The organism is Allobosea sp. P1_B10, assembly GCF_056406735.1.
Genome location: NZ_JBFTZP010000004.1, coordinates 17,666 through 33,358, shown reverse-complemented (window position 1 = coordinate 33,358; position 15,693 = coordinate 17,666). Strand labels below are relative to the sequence as shown.

The window sequence follows — 15,693 nt, the reverse complement described above, 5'->3', positions numbered from 1 at the left end:
TTGAAGGCGACGGAGCCACACGATACGGCGCGGCCGAGACCAGAATCACGCGGGCGGATGTGGAATCGCGGTCAGCAGTTCCCTTGTGTACTCCGCCTTTGGATTCCCCAGAACCTCTTCGGCTGTGCCTCGCTCCACGATGGCGCCGGTCTTCATCACGATAACCCGGTCGCAAAGCAGCCTGACCACGTTGAGGTCGTGCGAGACGAAAAGATAGCTCATGCCGAGCCGCCCTTTCAGCTCCTGCAGCAGGTTCAGCACCACGGCCTGGACGGAAACGTCGAGAGCGGCGGTCGGCTCGTCGAGAATGACGAGATCCGGGTCGAGCGCTATCGCCCGGGCGATCCCGACGCGAGCCTTCTGTCCCCCGGAAAGCTGGTGCGGGAAACGGTCGATCAATTCGATCGGCAACCCGACAAGCTTCGCCAGGTCCTCGCAGCGGGCCCTCAAGGCGTCGCGACCGCCTATCGACCCCATCCGCATGATCGGATCGGCAATGGCCCGCTCTGCCGTGAAGCGCGGATTGAGGCTGTCGGTCGGGTCCTGGAATACCATCTGGATGCGGCGGCGGTGCGATGACGCCGCGAACTGTCTGGCGGGAATCGCCCCGATATCCGTGCCGTCGAAGACGATGCTGCCGGCGCTCGGGTCGATCAGCCGCGTGATCATCATGGAGGTCGTCGACTTGCCGCAGCCGGATTCGCCGACGAGTCCAAGCGTCTCGCCCCTGGCGACGCTGAAGCTGATGCCATCGACGGCGCGGAAGGCGGATTGCTGTGGCTTCACCTTTCCCATCAGCCTCGCGAGGAAGGCGCCGGCCTCCGGTCGCGGATACTCCTTGACCAAATTCTCGACCCGCATCAACGGCTCGGGCGACACCACATCCGGGGACAGCGCCCTCGCCTCAGCGGGAGGCCCCTTCGCCGAGCCGGGCAAGAGATCGGCGAGCGACATCCCTATGCGCGGCGTCGCCTGCATCAGCTTGCGGGTGTAGGGGTGTTGAGGGTTGCGGAATATCTCGGTGGCGGCGGCGGTCTCCACCACCTTGCCCTTCTCCATAACCACGACCCGGTCGCAATAGGCGGCTGCGAGGCCCAGGTCGTGCGTGATCAGGATCGTCGACATGCCGCGCTCGCGCGTCAACTCGACGATCAGGTCCATCACCGCCTTCTGCGTCGTCACGTCGAGACCGGTCGTAGGTTCGTCTGCGATCAGCAATTGGGGCTGGCAGGCGAGCGCGAGCGCGATCACCACCCGCTGGCACATGCCGCCCGAGAGCTCGAAGGGATAGGCGTCGTAGCGCTCCTCGGGCCGGGCGATGCGCACCCTGGTCAGCGCCTCGATCGCCTTTTCGCGCGCGGTCGCGCGGGTCGCCTGGACGTGCTGCAGCAACACGTCCTCGATTTGCCGTCCGACCTTGCGGATGGGATTGAGAGCCGCGCGCGGATTCTGGAAGATCATCGAGATCTCGCGTCCGCGCAGGTCGCGCATCTGCGTCTCATCGGCTGTGACGAGGTCGATCCCGGAAAACGTGATCGAGCCTTCCGCGACCGAGCCCGCGCGGTCCAGGATGCGCACCACGGCATAGGATGTCACTGACTTGCCCGAGCCGGACTCGCCGACGATCGCGACCGTCTCGCCCTTGGCGACGCTGAGGTCGATCGACTTGACGGCCTGGACGGTGCCGCGCCGCGTGGCGAACTCGACCGTGAGGTTCTTGATGTCCAGGAGCGGGGGATTGCTCATCAATTCCTCCGCTGTGGATCGACGAGATCGCGCACGCCATCGCCGAGCAGGTTGAAACAGAACACCGCGACCATCAGCGCGAGCCCGGGGAAAAAGGCGACCCACCACTCCCCCGAGACAATGAAGCTCGCGCCTTCCGCGACCATGATGCCCCATTCGGGGGTCGGTGGCCGGACACCCAGTCCGATGAACGACAGTCCCGCCGCATTCAGGATTGCGTAGCCCATCGTCAGCGACATCTGCACGGCCATGATGGGCATGATGTTGGGAACGATCTGCGTCAGCAGCAACCGCCAGTCGGAATTGCCCGAGAGTCGAGCCGCCTGCACGAATCCGGCCTCGCGTCGTACGTTCGCCTCGGCGCGCGCGACCCGGGCGTAGAGCGGAAAGTTGATGATCGCCGTTGCGATGATGATGTTCGTAACGCTGTTGCCGAGCGCCGCCACGATGCCCATCGCGAGCACGAACAGCGGAAAGGCCATGATCGTATCGGCGATTCGGCCGACGAGCTTGTCGACCCAGCCGCCGAAGAAGCCGGCCGTCACGCCTGCCAATCCGCCGAGCACGAAGACCAGCGCGACGGAGAAGATCGCAATCGAGAAGTCGAGCCGCGTCGCAACGATGACGCGGCTGAAGATGTCGCGACCGAGTTGATCGGTGCCAAACCAGTGCTTTGCGCTTGGCGCCTGCAGCGAGGCGGTGGTGTCGCTCATCAGCGGATCAAAGGGCACGACAGAGGGGCCCAAAACGGCGGCGAACAGGATCAGCGCGAACAGCCCGAAGGCTAGCCCGGTGACGGGATTCTCGGAGACGATATGCCTGCCATGCGCCCAAAGGCTGGTCGATGGCGGGGCATCGAGACGCAGGGCGGGCGCACCGTCCGTCGCGACCTTGGTCTGGCTCATGTCGTTCATGGACATCAGCCCTCCAGCCGGACGCGGGGATCGATGACGCCGTAGAGCAGGTCGATGAGCAGGTTCAGCGCGACATACATCACCGCCATGGTCAGGACGAAGCCCTGGATCGGCGCGTAGTCCGAGGCAATCAGCGCCTCCACCGCATACGAACCGATGCCGGGCCAGGCGAAGACCTTCTCGACCAGAACGTTGGCGCCGAGCAGGAATGAGAAGACCATGCCCAGCGTGGTCACAACCGGGAGCATGGCGTTTCGGAAGGCATAGGTGCCGATGACCTTGCCATTGCTCAGGCCGCTCGCGCGGGCTGTGCGCACGAAATCGGCACCGAGCACGGCGAGCATGGAGGCGCGGGTCATGCGGGTGATCGGCGCGAGCGAGAAGATCGCCAGCGTCACCGCCGGCAAGATGAGCTGCGCGAATGCCGCGCGGAACGTCGAGAAATCACCCGCAACGAGCGTGTCGATCAGCAGGAACCCGGTAACGCGCGGTGGCTCGGTCGCGAAGATGTCAAGGCGCCCGAGCGGCGCCGGCGACCAGCCGAGCAGGAAATAAAACACATAGACCAGCAGCAGGCCGGTGAAGAACACAGGCAGCGAGACCCCTGCGGTGGCGACGATCCGACAGAGGTGATCGATCCACGAGCCCTGCTTCACGGCCGCCAGTACGCCAAGCGGCAGCGCGACCGCCATAGCCAGCAGAAGCCCTACGAGCGTCAACTCCGCCGAGGCCGGGAGCCGCGCGGCGATGTCCTTCGTCACCGGCTGGCCGGTCGTCAGGGACTGTCCCAGGTCCCCCTTCACCAGTGCCGATACATAGGACACGAACTGGACCGGCAGCGGCTGGTCCAGGCCGAGCTTGCTGCGGATCTCGGCAATGGCCTGCGCCGAGGCGGTCGGTCCAGCGAAATAGGCTGCGGTATCGCCTGGCAGGACCCGGGTCAGGAGGAAGGTGACGACGATGACCCCAAGGATGGAGGGGATTGTCGTCATCAGCCGGCCACCGATCAGCTTCAGCATGATCTACCTCTCCTGATCGACGCGCGAGGAGGTGCCCGGCGCAGCGAAGCGGACACCCACCCTCCATGTTCGCCGTACCCCGCATGCAAACCAGTGCGTATCGACATCGCTTCGCGGCTTGTCCGGGATGACAGCATGGCTCCCGCTGCTCCCTCGACCATGGTTCGTCACCCCTTGGTCAGGTAGCGGAAATCGGGCTCGCGGCAGGGCTGGAACTGGTAGCCACCGATCGACTTCTGAAGCGCGACGTCATGCGTCGGCTGGGCGATCGGCACCATCGGCACCTCGCCCTCAACAAGCGAGATGAAGTCGACGACCGTCTTGTCGTAGAGCGCCTTGTCGGCCGTGAAGCGAGCCTCGTCGACGAGCTTGTCCAGCGCCGGATTCTGGTAGGCGGCGATGTTGAAGATCGAGTTGTTGCCGTGCATCGTCCAGTACAAATAGTAGTCGGGATAGTCGAGCCAGCCCGCGAAGCGGTTCAAAACCATAGGATTGGTCTTCTTGCTGATCTCCCCGCGGAAATTTGCGCCTGGAACCTTCGAGATCTCGACCGTAATGCCGATAGCGCTGAGCGCCTCCTTGATCAGCACGGACATCGGCTCGGCGACGGTGGCGTTGCCGGCGTCGAACAGCAGAGTCGTCGAGAACGGACCGCCGGCGGCATCGACCAGCGCCTTGGCCTTTGGCATATCGGTCTTGTAGGGAAAGGGCTGCGGCCAGGCCACCTTGGGTGTCGAGGAACCGCCGGACATGTCGACGCCGCGCCCGAATAGCGAAGCCTGCAGCATCTTCTCGTAGGGCATCGCCCAGGCTACCGCCTGGCGCAGCCGGACGTCCTTGAAGGGGCCGACCTGCGTGTTGAGGTAGGCGCCCCAGACCCCGTTGGGGATCGGCACGCCGACGACATTGACCTTGCCGGCATCGAGCAGGTCCTTGAAGTCCTTCGGGGGCAGACCGTACGAAACATCGGCGTCGCCACGTTCCATCAATGCCCGCCGCGTCGACGGTGACGCAATATCGCGCGCGATGATGCGGCGCAGCTGCGGCAGCTTTCCGCATTTCCAGTCGTCGTTACGGACATAGATCGTCTCGACGCCGGGCTTCCAGCTCTCGACCTTGTAGGCGCCCGAGCCCGCGATGTTGTTCTTGAGCCATTCCTTGGCCAGCGGGTCGTCGCCGCCATTCTTGATGGCGAGTTCGGAATCGAAGATGAACGGAATCGTGACGGCCAGGTTCGGCAGCGTCATCTTGTCCTTGCGGATGAAGTCGATCCGGAAAGTCTTGTCATCGACGACGACGAACTGCTCGGGCTTCTCCAGAGAGCCGGCGTTCATCTGCGTAGTGGCGAAACCGCCGATCGTGCAGGCGCGGTCAAGCGACCACTTCACGTCCTTCGCCGTGACCTTGCGGCCTGAGTGGAAGGTGGCATCGCGCAGCTTGAAGGTGCAGCTCATGCCGTCCGAAGCGACCTGCCAGCTCTCCGCGAGCTCGCCTTCCAGTTCCCCCATCGCGATGGTATGTCCGCCGCCCCCGGGGATAGCCACCGGCTTGAACCGCAGCAGGCGGTCATAGCAATTCAGGGCCACGCCGTTGACCGGCTGCGACGAGCCTATGCCCTGCATGTCCAGGCTGTTGGGGCCGTACTCCTGCACGAGCAGCAGCGTCTCATTGCGGCTGGGCGCCTGGGCCTGTGCCCTGCCTTGGGCGACGAAGGGCGCGGCAAGGCCTGCGGCGATGGCAGTACGGCGAGTGATCATCGTTTAGCGACCCTTGTTTTGCCTGTCGGAGTACGGGAGGGCGCCACGGCTTCCTCAATGCGGCAGCTATCTGCAGCCGACGCCTGACGAGCGCCCACAACGCGGGCACCTCCGGCGTTTGCTCCAACGCGAACCGATCCGAGCCGATGATGAGGATGAGCGAAGGCGCACATAACCGCCCTTCAAGCAGGTAATGTGCCAAGCGACAGGACGCTGAATTAGATAGATAAATATCAGCGTCGGCGAAGGCGCGAGCCAGCTTGCATGCAATGACGTCGATTTAGCCTATTTTGAAGGCAGCTAGATTCGACCTTCGTTTCCGATGCGCTCCAGCGCTACGTCGATGCCGATCGCCGCCGAATCCAGGATCGTGAAACCAGGCGCCTCGGCCTGGCTCAGCCGCGCCTCGTGGCCCGAGAGATTTGTGCTCCAGACCAGAACCGTATCGAGTGCCGTCCGCTCGGCCAGCGCGCGAGCCCGCATCAGCAGCGTGTCGCCGCTGATGGCCGCTGCGCCGAGATTGTCGGTAATGCCGAGCCAAAGGTGATCGACGATTGCACAACCCTGGGCGCGAAATTGCCCGAGGATGTGCAGCGATTCAGCCTCATCGCCCTGCGTGATCAGGCCAACGCGACGGTTCGTCGCCAGCAGCATTTCGACCGTCGCGAGCGAGGTCGTGACTGCCGGAATACCAGTCTCGTCCTCGATGCGCCGACAGAGTTCGCGATCGGCATCAAGGCCGAGCACCACGCCCCGCGTCGCATTCCAGCAGATCACAGCGACGCCGGCATCGGCCAGCAGCGCCGCAGCGGTTTCGAAAGGTTTGCCGTTGTAGCGCGGTGCCCGGTCAGCGCTGACGATCCCGCCGTAAGGCACGCGCGCGATACAGCAATCTATGTCCGGATATCCGGCTAGAATCCGACCTGCCACACGCTCCACGACACGATTCGAGGACGGAACGATCAAGCCGATGGCGCGGCGTGAAGAAACTGTCTCGATGATATCCGGCAATGCGGTCAGGTCCGAAGGGTGCTTGGGTCTACGCAAGCTAGCATGCCGCTTGAAGAGCGCCAGCCATCCCAATCTTGGGGGCTTGGCCCCGCTGCGTGCCACCAACCGATCTGTGTCGCGGCCAACGCAGCTATCTGTGAAAGTTCCAGAGCAGGCTCTCGCTCAGCTCCTTGAGCGCGTCCGCGGAGTCCGGCTTTTCGCGCGCTATCACTGTGATCAGGGCATCCGCCAGGGCGAATATCGCACTTGGCGAGTTGGGGAGGAGTCGATTTCCGGCAGGCGCGATGATGCTGAGATCGGCAATTTGCGCGAGAGGCGACGTCAAGCTGTCCGTCAGCGCGAGGACAGGAACAGCGCGCTTCCTGGCGAAGTCGCAGAGCTCGAGGGTCGTGCGCGAATAGCGGGGCATCGAGATCGCGATCACGAGGTCGCCGGGGCCAGCCGAGAGCATGTGACGGATGGCACGGGCGGGGCCGGCCCGCGACGCCGCAAAGATCACGTCGGCGTCGAGATACAGCGCCAGCCCCTCCTCCAGGAAGGTCGCGACGTGATGGCTGGCTCCAGCGCCGATCACGAAGATCCGCCTGGCGCCGAGCAGCAGCGCCACGGCGCGCGAGACCACGGCTTCGTCCAGCGCAGCGATCGCGGTGTCGAGATTGTCCGCCTGGTCGTGGAGGGTCCCGATCAGCGTCGCATATGGCGATGCGACGACACCATGGGCGTCGGCAAGGCTGCGCACCGGTTCCATGGCGTGCTTGAGCGCCTCCGACAAAGAGGCCCTGAACTCGCCATAGCCGGCATAGCCGAGCGCCCGCACGAAGCGCGTAACTGTTGCGGTCGAGGCACCGCTTTTCTCGGCCAGACCCTCGATCGTCATCGTCGCGGTATCGAGCGGATGCGCCAACACGAAATCGGCCGCCTTGCGATGCCCCGCGCTCAAGGATGGGTACAGACTCGTAATGCGAGCCGCCAGATCGGTCGATGCTTTCAGGACCGGTAGCAACGGGCGCTCATCCGATTGACGAAGGATAATTTTCATGTTTGCTAGCCAACGAAAATGATCTTGTCAAAATTCGAGCCAGCAGTCGTGGAGATGAGAGATGTCGGTGCGTAGCCAAATACTGGTCGCAAGCGTCGTGGGCATAGGTCTGGCCGCAGCGCCCGCCTGGTCCCAGTCGCTGAAGATCGCGCTCTCATCGGAGCCGACGGCGGTCGATCCGCACTATCATGACCTGACGCCGAACAACGCGCTGGCGATGCACATCTTCGACGGTCTCGTGCTTCAGGACGCCAAGCAGGCGCTGCATCCGGGCCTCGCCGCCTCCTGGGAGAACGACGGCAAGAACCGGTGGACCTTCAAGCTGCGCCAGGGCGTGACCTTCTCGAACGGCAAGCCCTTCACGGCCGAGGACGTGGTCTTCACCTTCTGCCGCACCTTGAAGAACGAGACCAAGGTCTCGGGCTCCTTCGCCGACATCACCGGCAATTTCGCCTCCGTCGAGACGCCCGATGCGCATACGCTCGTCATCAATACCACCGAGCCCGAGCCGTTGCTGGCGAATCTTCTCTCGGCCCTGCCTATCCTCTCGGCCTCGATCGTCGAGCATGGCCCGATCAGCTACGACGTCTCGAAGAATTGTGGCGTCACCGGCGCCTGGCCGGCGGTCAACAACTTCAATGACGGCACCGCCGCGATCGGCACCGGCCCCTACAAGCTGAAAAGCTATGTGCGCGGCTCCGCCATCGAACTCGAGCGCAACCCGACCTATTGGGGCCCTGCCGAGCCCTGGGCCAGCGTGCGCTTCGTGCCGGTGACCAATGCCGGCCCGCGGCTGGCTGGCCTGCTCGCCGGCGATTACGACGTGATCGAGAACCCCTCGGCGCGCGACCTGACCCGCATCAAGAACGACAAGCGCTTCGACCATGTCATCACGCCCTCGACCCGCGTGATCTATTTCCAGCTCGATGTCGGCCGCGACCAGAGCCCCTTCGTCAAGGCAGAGAACGGTAAGAACCCGCTCCAGGACGCGCGCGTCCGCAAGGCGATGTCGCTGGCGATCGACCGCGACGCCATCGTCAAGCGGATCATGGATGGCGCGGCCGAGCCTGCCTACCAGTACCTGCCGACCGGCATGTTCGGCACTCAGCCCAACCCCGAAAAGCTCGTCTACGATCCCGCGGCCGCCAAGAAGCTGCTGGCCGAGGCGGGCTATGAGAAGGGCTTCCAGCTCACCCTCTCGACCACCAATGACCGCTACATCAACGACAGCCAGATCACCCAGGCCGTCGCCCAGTACCTGACCCAGGTCGGCATCAAGACCGAAGTCGACGCCATGACGCGCGCGATCTACTTCCCGCGCCGCGCCAAGAAGGAATTCAGCGTCGCCATCGGCGGCTGGGGTTCGGGCACCGGCGAGGCCGCGTCCTTCCTGCGTCAGTGGCCGCCGACCCCCAACGAGGCCAAGACCATCGGCGGCTCGAACTATGGCGGCTACAAGAACGACGAGTTCGACAAGGTGATCCGCACCGCGATCTCGACGCTCGACGACGCCAAGCGCTCGGAACTGCTCCAGCAGGCCGGCAAGCTCGTCCTCGCCGACAACACCTTCATCCCGCTGCACTTCGAAAGCGGCATCTGGGCCTACAAGGCGAACCTGTCGGTCGCCGGCCGTGCCGACCAGTACATGCTCGCAATGTCGGTCAAGCCGGTAAAGTAACGCCTTGAACACCTGCCACGACAACGACATAGGCGGTCGGACATGACCGCCTATGTGCTGCAGCGACTGATCCAGAGCGTCTTCGTGCTCCTGGCGGTTTCGGTGGTGGTCTTCTTTGCCGTCTACGGCATCGGCGACCCGATCGAACTGCTCGTCTCCCCGCAGGTGAGCGCGGCCGAGCGCGAGGCGCTGATCCGCCGGCTCGGCCTCGATCTGCCGATCTGGCAGCAATATTTCAGCTTCATGGGCAATGCCCTGAGGGGCGATTTCGGGCGCTCCTTCGTCCATGGCGTCTCGGCGATCGAGCTGATCTTCGCGCGCCTGCCGGCGACCGTCGAACTCGTGCTGCTGGCGATGACGCTGGCGGTCACCGTCGGCGTGCCGCTTGGTCTCGTCGCCGGGCTCAATCCGCAAAGCCGCCCCTCGCGCCTCATCATGGCGGGCACGGTGCTCGGCTATTCCCTGCCCAGTTTCTGGAAGGGCATGATGCTGATCCTGCTGTTTGCGGTCTGGCTCGGCTGGGTGCCGACAGCTGGGCGCGGCGAGACCGTTTCCGTGCTGGGCATCCAGACCAGCCTGCTGACGCTGGACGGCCTGCATCACCTGATCATGCCGGCCCTGAACCTCGCCATTCCCAACATGGCCCTGATGATCAGCCTCGTCGCCGCCGGCACCACCGAGGCGATGACGCAGGACTACGTGAAATATGCCCGCGCCAAGGGCGTGCGTCCGCGCCGCATCGTCGGTCGGCACATCCTGCGCAACATCCTGATCCCCGTCGTGACGGTGGTGGGCGTCGAGTTCGGCAGCCTCGTCGCCTTCTCGACGATCACCGAGACCGTCTTCGCCTGGCCGGGCATCGGCAAGCTGCTGATCGATTCCGTCTACCAGCTCGATCGCCCGGTAGTCGTCGCCTATGTCCTGCTCGCGACGCTCCTCTTCGTCGTGGTGAATTTCCTCGTCGACATCCTCTACGCAGCGCTCGATCCGCGCGTGACACTGACGGGCCAATCGACATGAGCGCCGCGCCGATCCCCGGTTTCACCGATACGAAGCTGCGCGCCAGCGTGCTCGAACAGCTGCGCAACCGGCCGACCACGCGCGGCGCCGTCATCCTGCTCGGCATCATGGTGGCGCTGGCCCTGCTCGCGCCGTTCATCGCGCCGCAGAACCCGCATGATCTCGGCGCGCTCAGCGTCATGGACAACCGGCTCGCCCCCGGCGAGACCGGCGGCAAAGGGATGGTCTTCTGGCTCGGCAGCGATGGGCAGGGCCGCGACATGCTGAGCGCCATTCTCTACGGGCTGCGCACCAGCCTGCTCGTCGGCCTCACGGCGACGGCGGGCGCGCTCACGGTGGGCATCACCGCAGGGCTGATCGCCGCGCAGTTCGGTGGCGCCGTCGATGCCGTGATCATGCGCATCGTCGACTTCATGCTCGGCTTTCCCTCGATCCTCGTGGCGCTGGTGCTGCTCGCCTCGATCGGTCGTGGGGTCGACAAGGTCGTGCTCGCGATTGTGCTGGTGCAATGGGCGCAATATGCGCGGCTGATGCGCGCCTCGGCGCTGGTCGAGCGGCGCAAGGAATATATCGAGGCGGCGGTCAATTTCGGCCTGCCGACGCGCCACATCATGCTGGCGCATCTCCTGCCGAACTCGGTCGGCGCCGTGCTGGTGGTCTCGACGATCAGCATCGCCAGCGCCATCACGCTGGAGGCGACGCTGTCCTTCCTGGGCGTCGGCGTTCCGGTGACGCAGCCCTCGCTCGGCCTGCTGATCGCCAACGGCTTCGAATTCCTGCTCTCGGGCGAATACTGGATCGCCGTTTTCCCTGGGATCGCGCTGGTGCTGCTGATCATGTCGCTCAACCTCGTCGGCACACGCCTGCGCCGCAGCTTCAACGTGCGCTCATGACGGCTCCCCTGCTCGAAGTGCGCGGTCTCAAGACCGCCTTCCATGCTCTCGAGGGAGCGTGGCTCGCCGTCGACGGAGTCGACATCACCATGCGCCGCGGCGAAGTGCTGGGCCTGGTCGGCGAGTCCGGCTCCGGCAAGTCGGTGACCGGCTTCTCGCTGGTCGGGCTGATCGACCCGCCGGGCGAGATCGTGGCCGGCGACGTGCTGTTCCAGGGCGAGGATCTGCGCGCCGCCTCTCAGGAGCGGCTGCGCGATCTCCGCGGCAACCGCATCGCCATGATCTTCCAGGATCCCCTGATGACACTGAACCCGGTGCTCAGCATCGGCGAGCAGATGGCAGAGGCGATCCTCGAACACCGCGACTGCAGCCGGTCCGAGGCGCTGGCCGAGGCTGCCAAGGCGCTCGCCCGCGTCGGCATCTCCTCGCCGGACGCGCGGCTGAAGCAGTTCCCGCATGAATTTTCGGGCGGCATGCGCCAGCGCGTCGCGATCGCCACCGCGCTGCTCAACAGCCCCGATTTGATCATCGCAGACGAGCCGACGACGGCGCTCGATGTCACGATCCAGAGCCAGATCCTCTACGAGGTGCAGAAGCTCAGCCGCGAGACAGGCACGGCGATCCTCTGGATCACGCATGATCTCGCCGTCGTCGGCGAACTCGCCGACCGGGTCGCGGTGATGTATGCCGGCCGCATCGTCGAGACCGGCCCCGTCGACGACGTGCTCGACCGGCCGCGCCACCCCTATACGCTGGGCCTGCTCAACTCCGCCGCCTCGCATGCTGAGCCCGGCAGCCGGCTGAAGCAGATCGACGGCGTGGCGCCGCGCATCGACTCCAGGCCATCGGGTTGCCCGTTCCGTCCACGATGCGAGCGCGCCGTGCCGGTCTGCGCCGAGCAGGACCCGCTCCCTCAGGGCGATGCGGAGTGCAATTTCCGCTGCCACAACCCCGTTCCCGCGGCAGAGGCGGCATGAGCGCGCAATCGTCCACACCGCTGCTCGAACTGCGCGGCATCACCCGGCATTTTCGCGGCAAGTCCACGCTCGCGGAGAAGATCCTGGCCGGTATCGGTCGCGGCAAGCCGGCGCCTGTCTCGCGCGCCGTCGAGGGCATCGACATGACCGTGGCGCGTGGCGAGGTGCTCGGCCTCGTCGGCGAATCCGGCTGCGGCAAGTCCACGCTGGCGCGCGTCATCACCGGCATTCTCAAGCCGACATCGGGCGAGRTCATCTATGACGATCGCCCCGTCGCCGGCCTGAAGGGCAAAGACCGGCTCGACTTCCTGCTCAAAGTGCAGATGGTCTTTCAGGACCCTTACGCCTCGCTCGATCCGCGCATGAAGGTCAGCAAGATCGTGGGCGAGGCGCTGGCGGTCCACAAGCTCAAGCCGAAGCGCGAGATCGACGCCGCCGTCGATGAAGCGCTCACCGAGGTCGGGCTCGATCTCGCCTATCGCGACCGCTACCCGCACCAGTTCTCGGGCGGCCAGCGCCAGCGCATCGGCATCGCCCGCGCTTTGGCGGTGAAGCCGGACTTCCTAGTCTGCGACGAGCCGGTCTCGGCGCTCGACGTATCGATTCAGGCGCAGGTCATCAACCTGTTCATGGATGTCCGCGAGCGCTACGGGCTGACCTATCTCTTCGTCAGCCATGATCTGGGGCTGGTGCGCCATATCAGCGACCGCGTCGCGATCATGTATCTCGGCCGCATCGTCGAGATCGGCCGCGCCGCCGAGATCTTTGCCGAACCGGCGCATCCCTACAGCGCCGCCCTGATCAAGGCCATTCCGTCGGCAGCCAACCGCCGCCGGTCCTTCGAGCCGCTCAAGGGCGAACTGCCCTCACCATTGGCGCCGCCGCCCGGCTGCGCCTTCCACCCGCGCTGCCCGGCCGCCATGCCGGTCTGCCGCGAGGTCGCGCCCAAGCTGAAGGCCATCTCGCCCGGCCGCAGCGCGGCCTGTCACCTGCATACCGCTCCGGAGCCGGCATGATCACGACAAGTCTCACCCCCGCCATCGGCCGCGGCGTCCTGCCCTTTACCGACGCCTCGAACCCCGATCTGCCGCTGGAGGTGAACTATTATCGCCCCGCCAGCCACGGCCCCGACGATGAGGTCGTGTTCGTGCAGCACGGCATGATGCGCAATGGCGACGATTATCGCGATTTCTGGATTCCCGCCGCCGAGAAGCACAATCTGCTGATCGTGGCGCCGACCTTCCCCGACGCGGTGTTCCCCAAGGCCGAGGGCTACAACAACGGCCTCGTCCTCGGCTCGGACGGCGAGGTTCGCCCCCGTGAAAGCTGGATCTACGGCGTGCCGGCGCGCGTCTTCGAGGCGCTGCGGCAGGGCGGCGTAACGGGTCGCCAGACGGCGCGCATCTATGGCCATTCGGCCGGCGGCCAGTTCGTGCATCGCATGCTGGCGACACAGCACCATGCGTCGTTCGAGGCATCCATCGCCGCCAATTCCGGCTGGTACACGCTCCCGGCGCTGGAGCGCGCCTTCCCGGAAGGGCTCGGTGGCCTCGGCTTCGACAAGGCCGCGCTGGCGCGCTGGCTGGCCTATCCGATGATCATTTTTGCGGGCAACCAGGACATCAACACCGGCGACCCGAATCTGCCGGCGGGGACCGAGGCGCTGTCGCAGGGCGAGCATCGCTTTGCGCGCGCGCATTTCATGTTCGAGTTCGCCAAGCGCGAGGCCGCGCGACTGGACCTGCCCTTCAACTGGCAGATCCTCGTCGTCGACGGCATCGGCCATGACGGCGCCGCGATGTCGCGCGCTGCGGCTGCCCTGTGGTTCGAGGGCCGCATTCCGGCGTTCGAGGAACTGGCGGCAGGCACAGTTCCGGTCCTGTAGGATCGAGCGGTCGGGCCTGCCAGTTCGACCCTTCCCCACCAAGCCTGCCTTGCGCCGGCGCCATCGCGCGTTCGGACAGTGAGGCATGCCGCATGAGATGCCGCCGCGCGCTGCCGCGCCTCCTTGGCGAGGCTCGACAGCGCGGAGCGATCAGGCCCGGAGGCGGACAGGCATCAGCGCTCGAACCGACGCAACGCCCGCATTCGGTTCGTCGACCTTGAACGCCGCAATCAGCGCGTCGAGCCGCCCTACCTGGTTTGACAGCGACGCGACCGAGGCGGCGCTTTCCTCGGCGAGAGCGGCGTTCTGCTGCGTAGCGCTGTCCATGCCTGCCAGGATCTGACTGAGTTCGTCCACGCCGTTGGCCTGCTCGGAGGAGCCGGTCGAGATCCCCGAGACATTGGCCGCGACGTCCTTCGAGGCCGCGACGATCTTCTCCAGCGCAGCGCCCGCTGACCGGACCAGCGCAACGCCCTTCGTGACCTCGCTGCTCGACGACACGATGAGTGCGTTGATGCTGCGAGAGGCTTCGCCGGACCGTTGCGCGAGGCTCCGCACCTCGGAGGCGACGACGGCAAAGCCCCTGCCCGCTTCGCCGGCACGCGCGGATTCCACCGCAGCGTTGAGGGCCAGAAGATTCGTCTGGAATGCGATGCCGTCGATGACCGACGTGATGTCGGCGATCTGACGCGACGCATCCTCGATCCGACCCATGGCCTCGACGGCCTCGCGGGCGATCGTACCGCCCTGCTCGGCAATCATCATGGCCTCGCTGGCAGCTTTCTCGGCATGGCGGGATGATTGCGCATTGGTCTTGACCGAGGCCGCCAGTTCTTCGGTGGTCGCGGCGCTTTCCTCCAGGGAGGCGGCCTGCTCTTCGGCGCGCCTGGCGAGGTCGTTGGCGGTCTGGGTAACGGTATCGACGCTGGTGCGGATGTCCTGCGTTGCCGAACGGACGGTCTTCATCGTGTCGTGCATCCGCGTCGCTGCGGCATTGAAGTCGTCGCGGAGCTGGCTGTATTCGCCGGGAAGGTTGTCGGGCATGCGATAGGTGACGTCACCGCGCGCCAGCGCTGCCATCGCCTCGCCGACCGAGGCGACAACCGCCTTGCGTTCCGCGGCCAGCACTTCCTGCTCCGAGCGGAGACGGGCCGCTTCGGCGGCTTCCAGATAGACCGAGATCGCAAAGTCGATGTCGAGCAAAGTGGCCTTGACGATGGCACCGATCTCGGCCGCCAGATCCGCCGCACTGGCGGGCGTGGTGCCAGCATCGCTCGATCGCATGCCGAAGAACGAGCCACCGAAACCTCGTCCAGCCGGCCGTCCCTCCGAGGAAGAAGGCCAGCGCGCCTCCACGATCCGGACCACCAGGGCCTCGAGCACCAGGGCGTAGCCGCCGATGTACCAGCGCGGCTCCAGCCCGATGCGGGCATGAACATGCCCGATGGCGCTGACCGCCCGGACATAGGTCGCGTCGAAGTGACCGCTCGAAATCAGGTCCCAATGGGCGATCTGCTTGCTGGATGCGGCCGATATCTGCTCCTCGCGCGCAAACAGGGCCTTGGTTTCCGGGAATGCCCGGACTTGACGATAGAAGTCTTCCAACACCGCCGGCAGCGCCTGCATGACGATAGATTTGACGTCTCGAATTCTCGCGAGCGCGGCGTCGTCGAGCCGCATGAAGGCTAGGCGTTGGGACAGAGCATCCAGAGCAGACATGTGTATTCCCCCATTTTTTGGTTTGATTGGCGGCG

The 15,693-nt window shown here is 65.3% G+C and carries 13 protein-coding genes; 6 read left to right on the top strand and 7 right to left on the bottom strand.

Going from position 1 to position 15,693, the window contains the following annotated elements; translation table 11 throughout:
* Window positions 1-45 precede the first annotated feature (45 nt).
* The 6 genes from AC1D2L_RS10860 to AC1D2L_RS10835 form a co-directional block, all read right to left on the bottom strand.
* Window positions 46-1,746, bottom strand: coding sequence for a dipeptide ABC transporter ATP-binding protein (locus AC1D2L_RS10860; protein ID WP_476845884.1), 1,701 nt, complete (start codon window positions 1,744-1,746; stop codon window positions 46-48).
* Window positions 1,746-2,666 carry an ABC transporter permease gene (locus AC1D2L_RS10855; RefSeq protein ID WP_476845883.1) on the bottom strand — a complete coding sequence of 307 codons (921 nt, stop codon included), beginning with the start codon at window positions 2,664-2,666 and terminating at the stop codon, window positions 1,746-1,748. The genes AC1D2L_RS10860 and AC1D2L_RS10855 overlap by 1 nt, the downstream gene beginning before the upstream one ends.
* Entirely contained in the window at window positions 2,666-3,679 is a 1,014-nt protein-coding gene (locus tag AC1D2L_RS10850) for an ABC transporter permease (RefSeq protein ID WP_476845882.1), read from the bottom strand. Before AC1D2L_RS10850 ends, AC1D2L_RS10855 begins: the two co-directional genes overlap by 1 nt.
* A gap of 167 nt (window positions 3,680-3,846) precedes the next feature.
* Window positions 3,847-5,436 carry an ABC transporter substrate-binding protein gene (locus tag AC1D2L_RS10845; protein ID WP_476845881.1) on the bottom strand — a complete coding sequence of 530 codons (1,590 nt, stop codon included), beginning with the start codon at window positions 5,434-5,436 and terminating at the stop codon, window positions 3,847-3,849.
* Between the two features lie 300 nt (window positions 5,437-5,736).
* On the bottom strand, window positions 5,737-6,552 hold the full coding sequence (locus AC1D2L_RS10840) for a hypothetical protein (RefSeq protein WP_476845880.1): 816 nt from the start codon (window positions 6,550-6,552) through the stop codon (window positions 5,737-5,739).
* A 25-nt stretch (window positions 6,553-6,577) separates the two neighbouring features.
* A complete protein-coding gene (locus AC1D2L_RS10835) occupies window positions 6,578-7,486 on the bottom strand; it encodes a MurR/RpiR family transcriptional regulator (protein WP_476845879.1) in 909 nt (302 codons plus the stop codon).
* 61 nt (window positions 7,487-7,547) lie between these two features.
* Here AC1D2L_RS10835 and AC1D2L_RS10830 point away from each other — a divergent pair, with 61 nt between their 5' ends.
* From AC1D2L_RS10830 to AC1D2L_RS10805, 6 genes are read left to right on the top strand one after another with little or no spacing between them, the layout of a single operon-like run.
* Window positions 7,548-9,164 (top strand): ABC transporter substrate-binding protein, encoded by a 1,617-nt coding sequence (locus AC1D2L_RS10830; protein ID WP_476845878.1) that lies wholly within the window; start codon window positions 7,548-7,550, stop codon window positions 9,162-9,164.
* A gap of 42 nt (window positions 9,165-9,206) precedes the next feature.
* A complete protein-coding gene (locus AC1D2L_RS10825; RefSeq protein WP_476845877.1) occupies window positions 9,207-10,184 on the top strand; it encodes an ABC transporter permease in 978 nt (325 codons plus the stop codon).
* Window positions 10,181-11,077, top strand: a complete 897-nt coding sequence (locus AC1D2L_RS10820; RefSeq protein ID WP_476845876.1) for an ABC transporter permease — start codon at window positions 10,181-10,183, stop codon at window positions 11,075-11,077. The genes AC1D2L_RS10825 and AC1D2L_RS10820 overlap by 4 nt, the downstream gene beginning before the upstream one ends.
* The gene (locus tag AC1D2L_RS10815) at window positions 11,074-12,054 is read left to right on the top strand and encodes an ABC transporter ATP-binding protein (protein WP_476845875.1); all 981 of its coding nucleotides are present in this window, start codon (window positions 11,074-11,076) and stop codon (window positions 12,052-12,054) included. Before AC1D2L_RS10820 ends, AC1D2L_RS10815 begins: the two co-directional genes overlap by 4 nt.
* Window positions 12,051-13,070 (top strand): ABC transporter ATP-binding protein, encoded by a 1,020-nt coding sequence (locus AC1D2L_RS10810; RefSeq protein WP_476845874.1) that lies wholly within the window; start codon window positions 12,051-12,053, stop codon window positions 13,068-13,070. The genes AC1D2L_RS10815 and AC1D2L_RS10810 overlap by 4 nt, the downstream gene beginning before the upstream one ends.
* Window positions 13,067-13,939 carry an alpha/beta hydrolase family protein gene (locus AC1D2L_RS10805; protein WP_476845873.1) on the top strand — a complete coding sequence of 291 codons (873 nt, stop codon included), beginning with the start codon at window positions 13,067-13,069 and terminating at the stop codon, window positions 13,937-13,939. The genes AC1D2L_RS10810 and AC1D2L_RS10805 overlap by 4 nt, the downstream gene beginning before the upstream one ends.
* Before the next feature lie 150 nt (window positions 13,940-14,089).
* On the opposite strand, the gene AC1D2L_RS10800 is transcribed toward AC1D2L_RS10805, so the two are convergent.
* Complete coding sequence (locus AC1D2L_RS10800) at window positions 14,090-15,658, bottom strand: methyl-accepting chemotaxis protein (protein ID WP_476845872.1); 1,569 nt, start codon at window positions 15,656-15,658, stop codon at window positions 14,090-14,092.
* Between the last annotated feature and the right edge of the window lie 35 nt (window positions 15,659-15,693).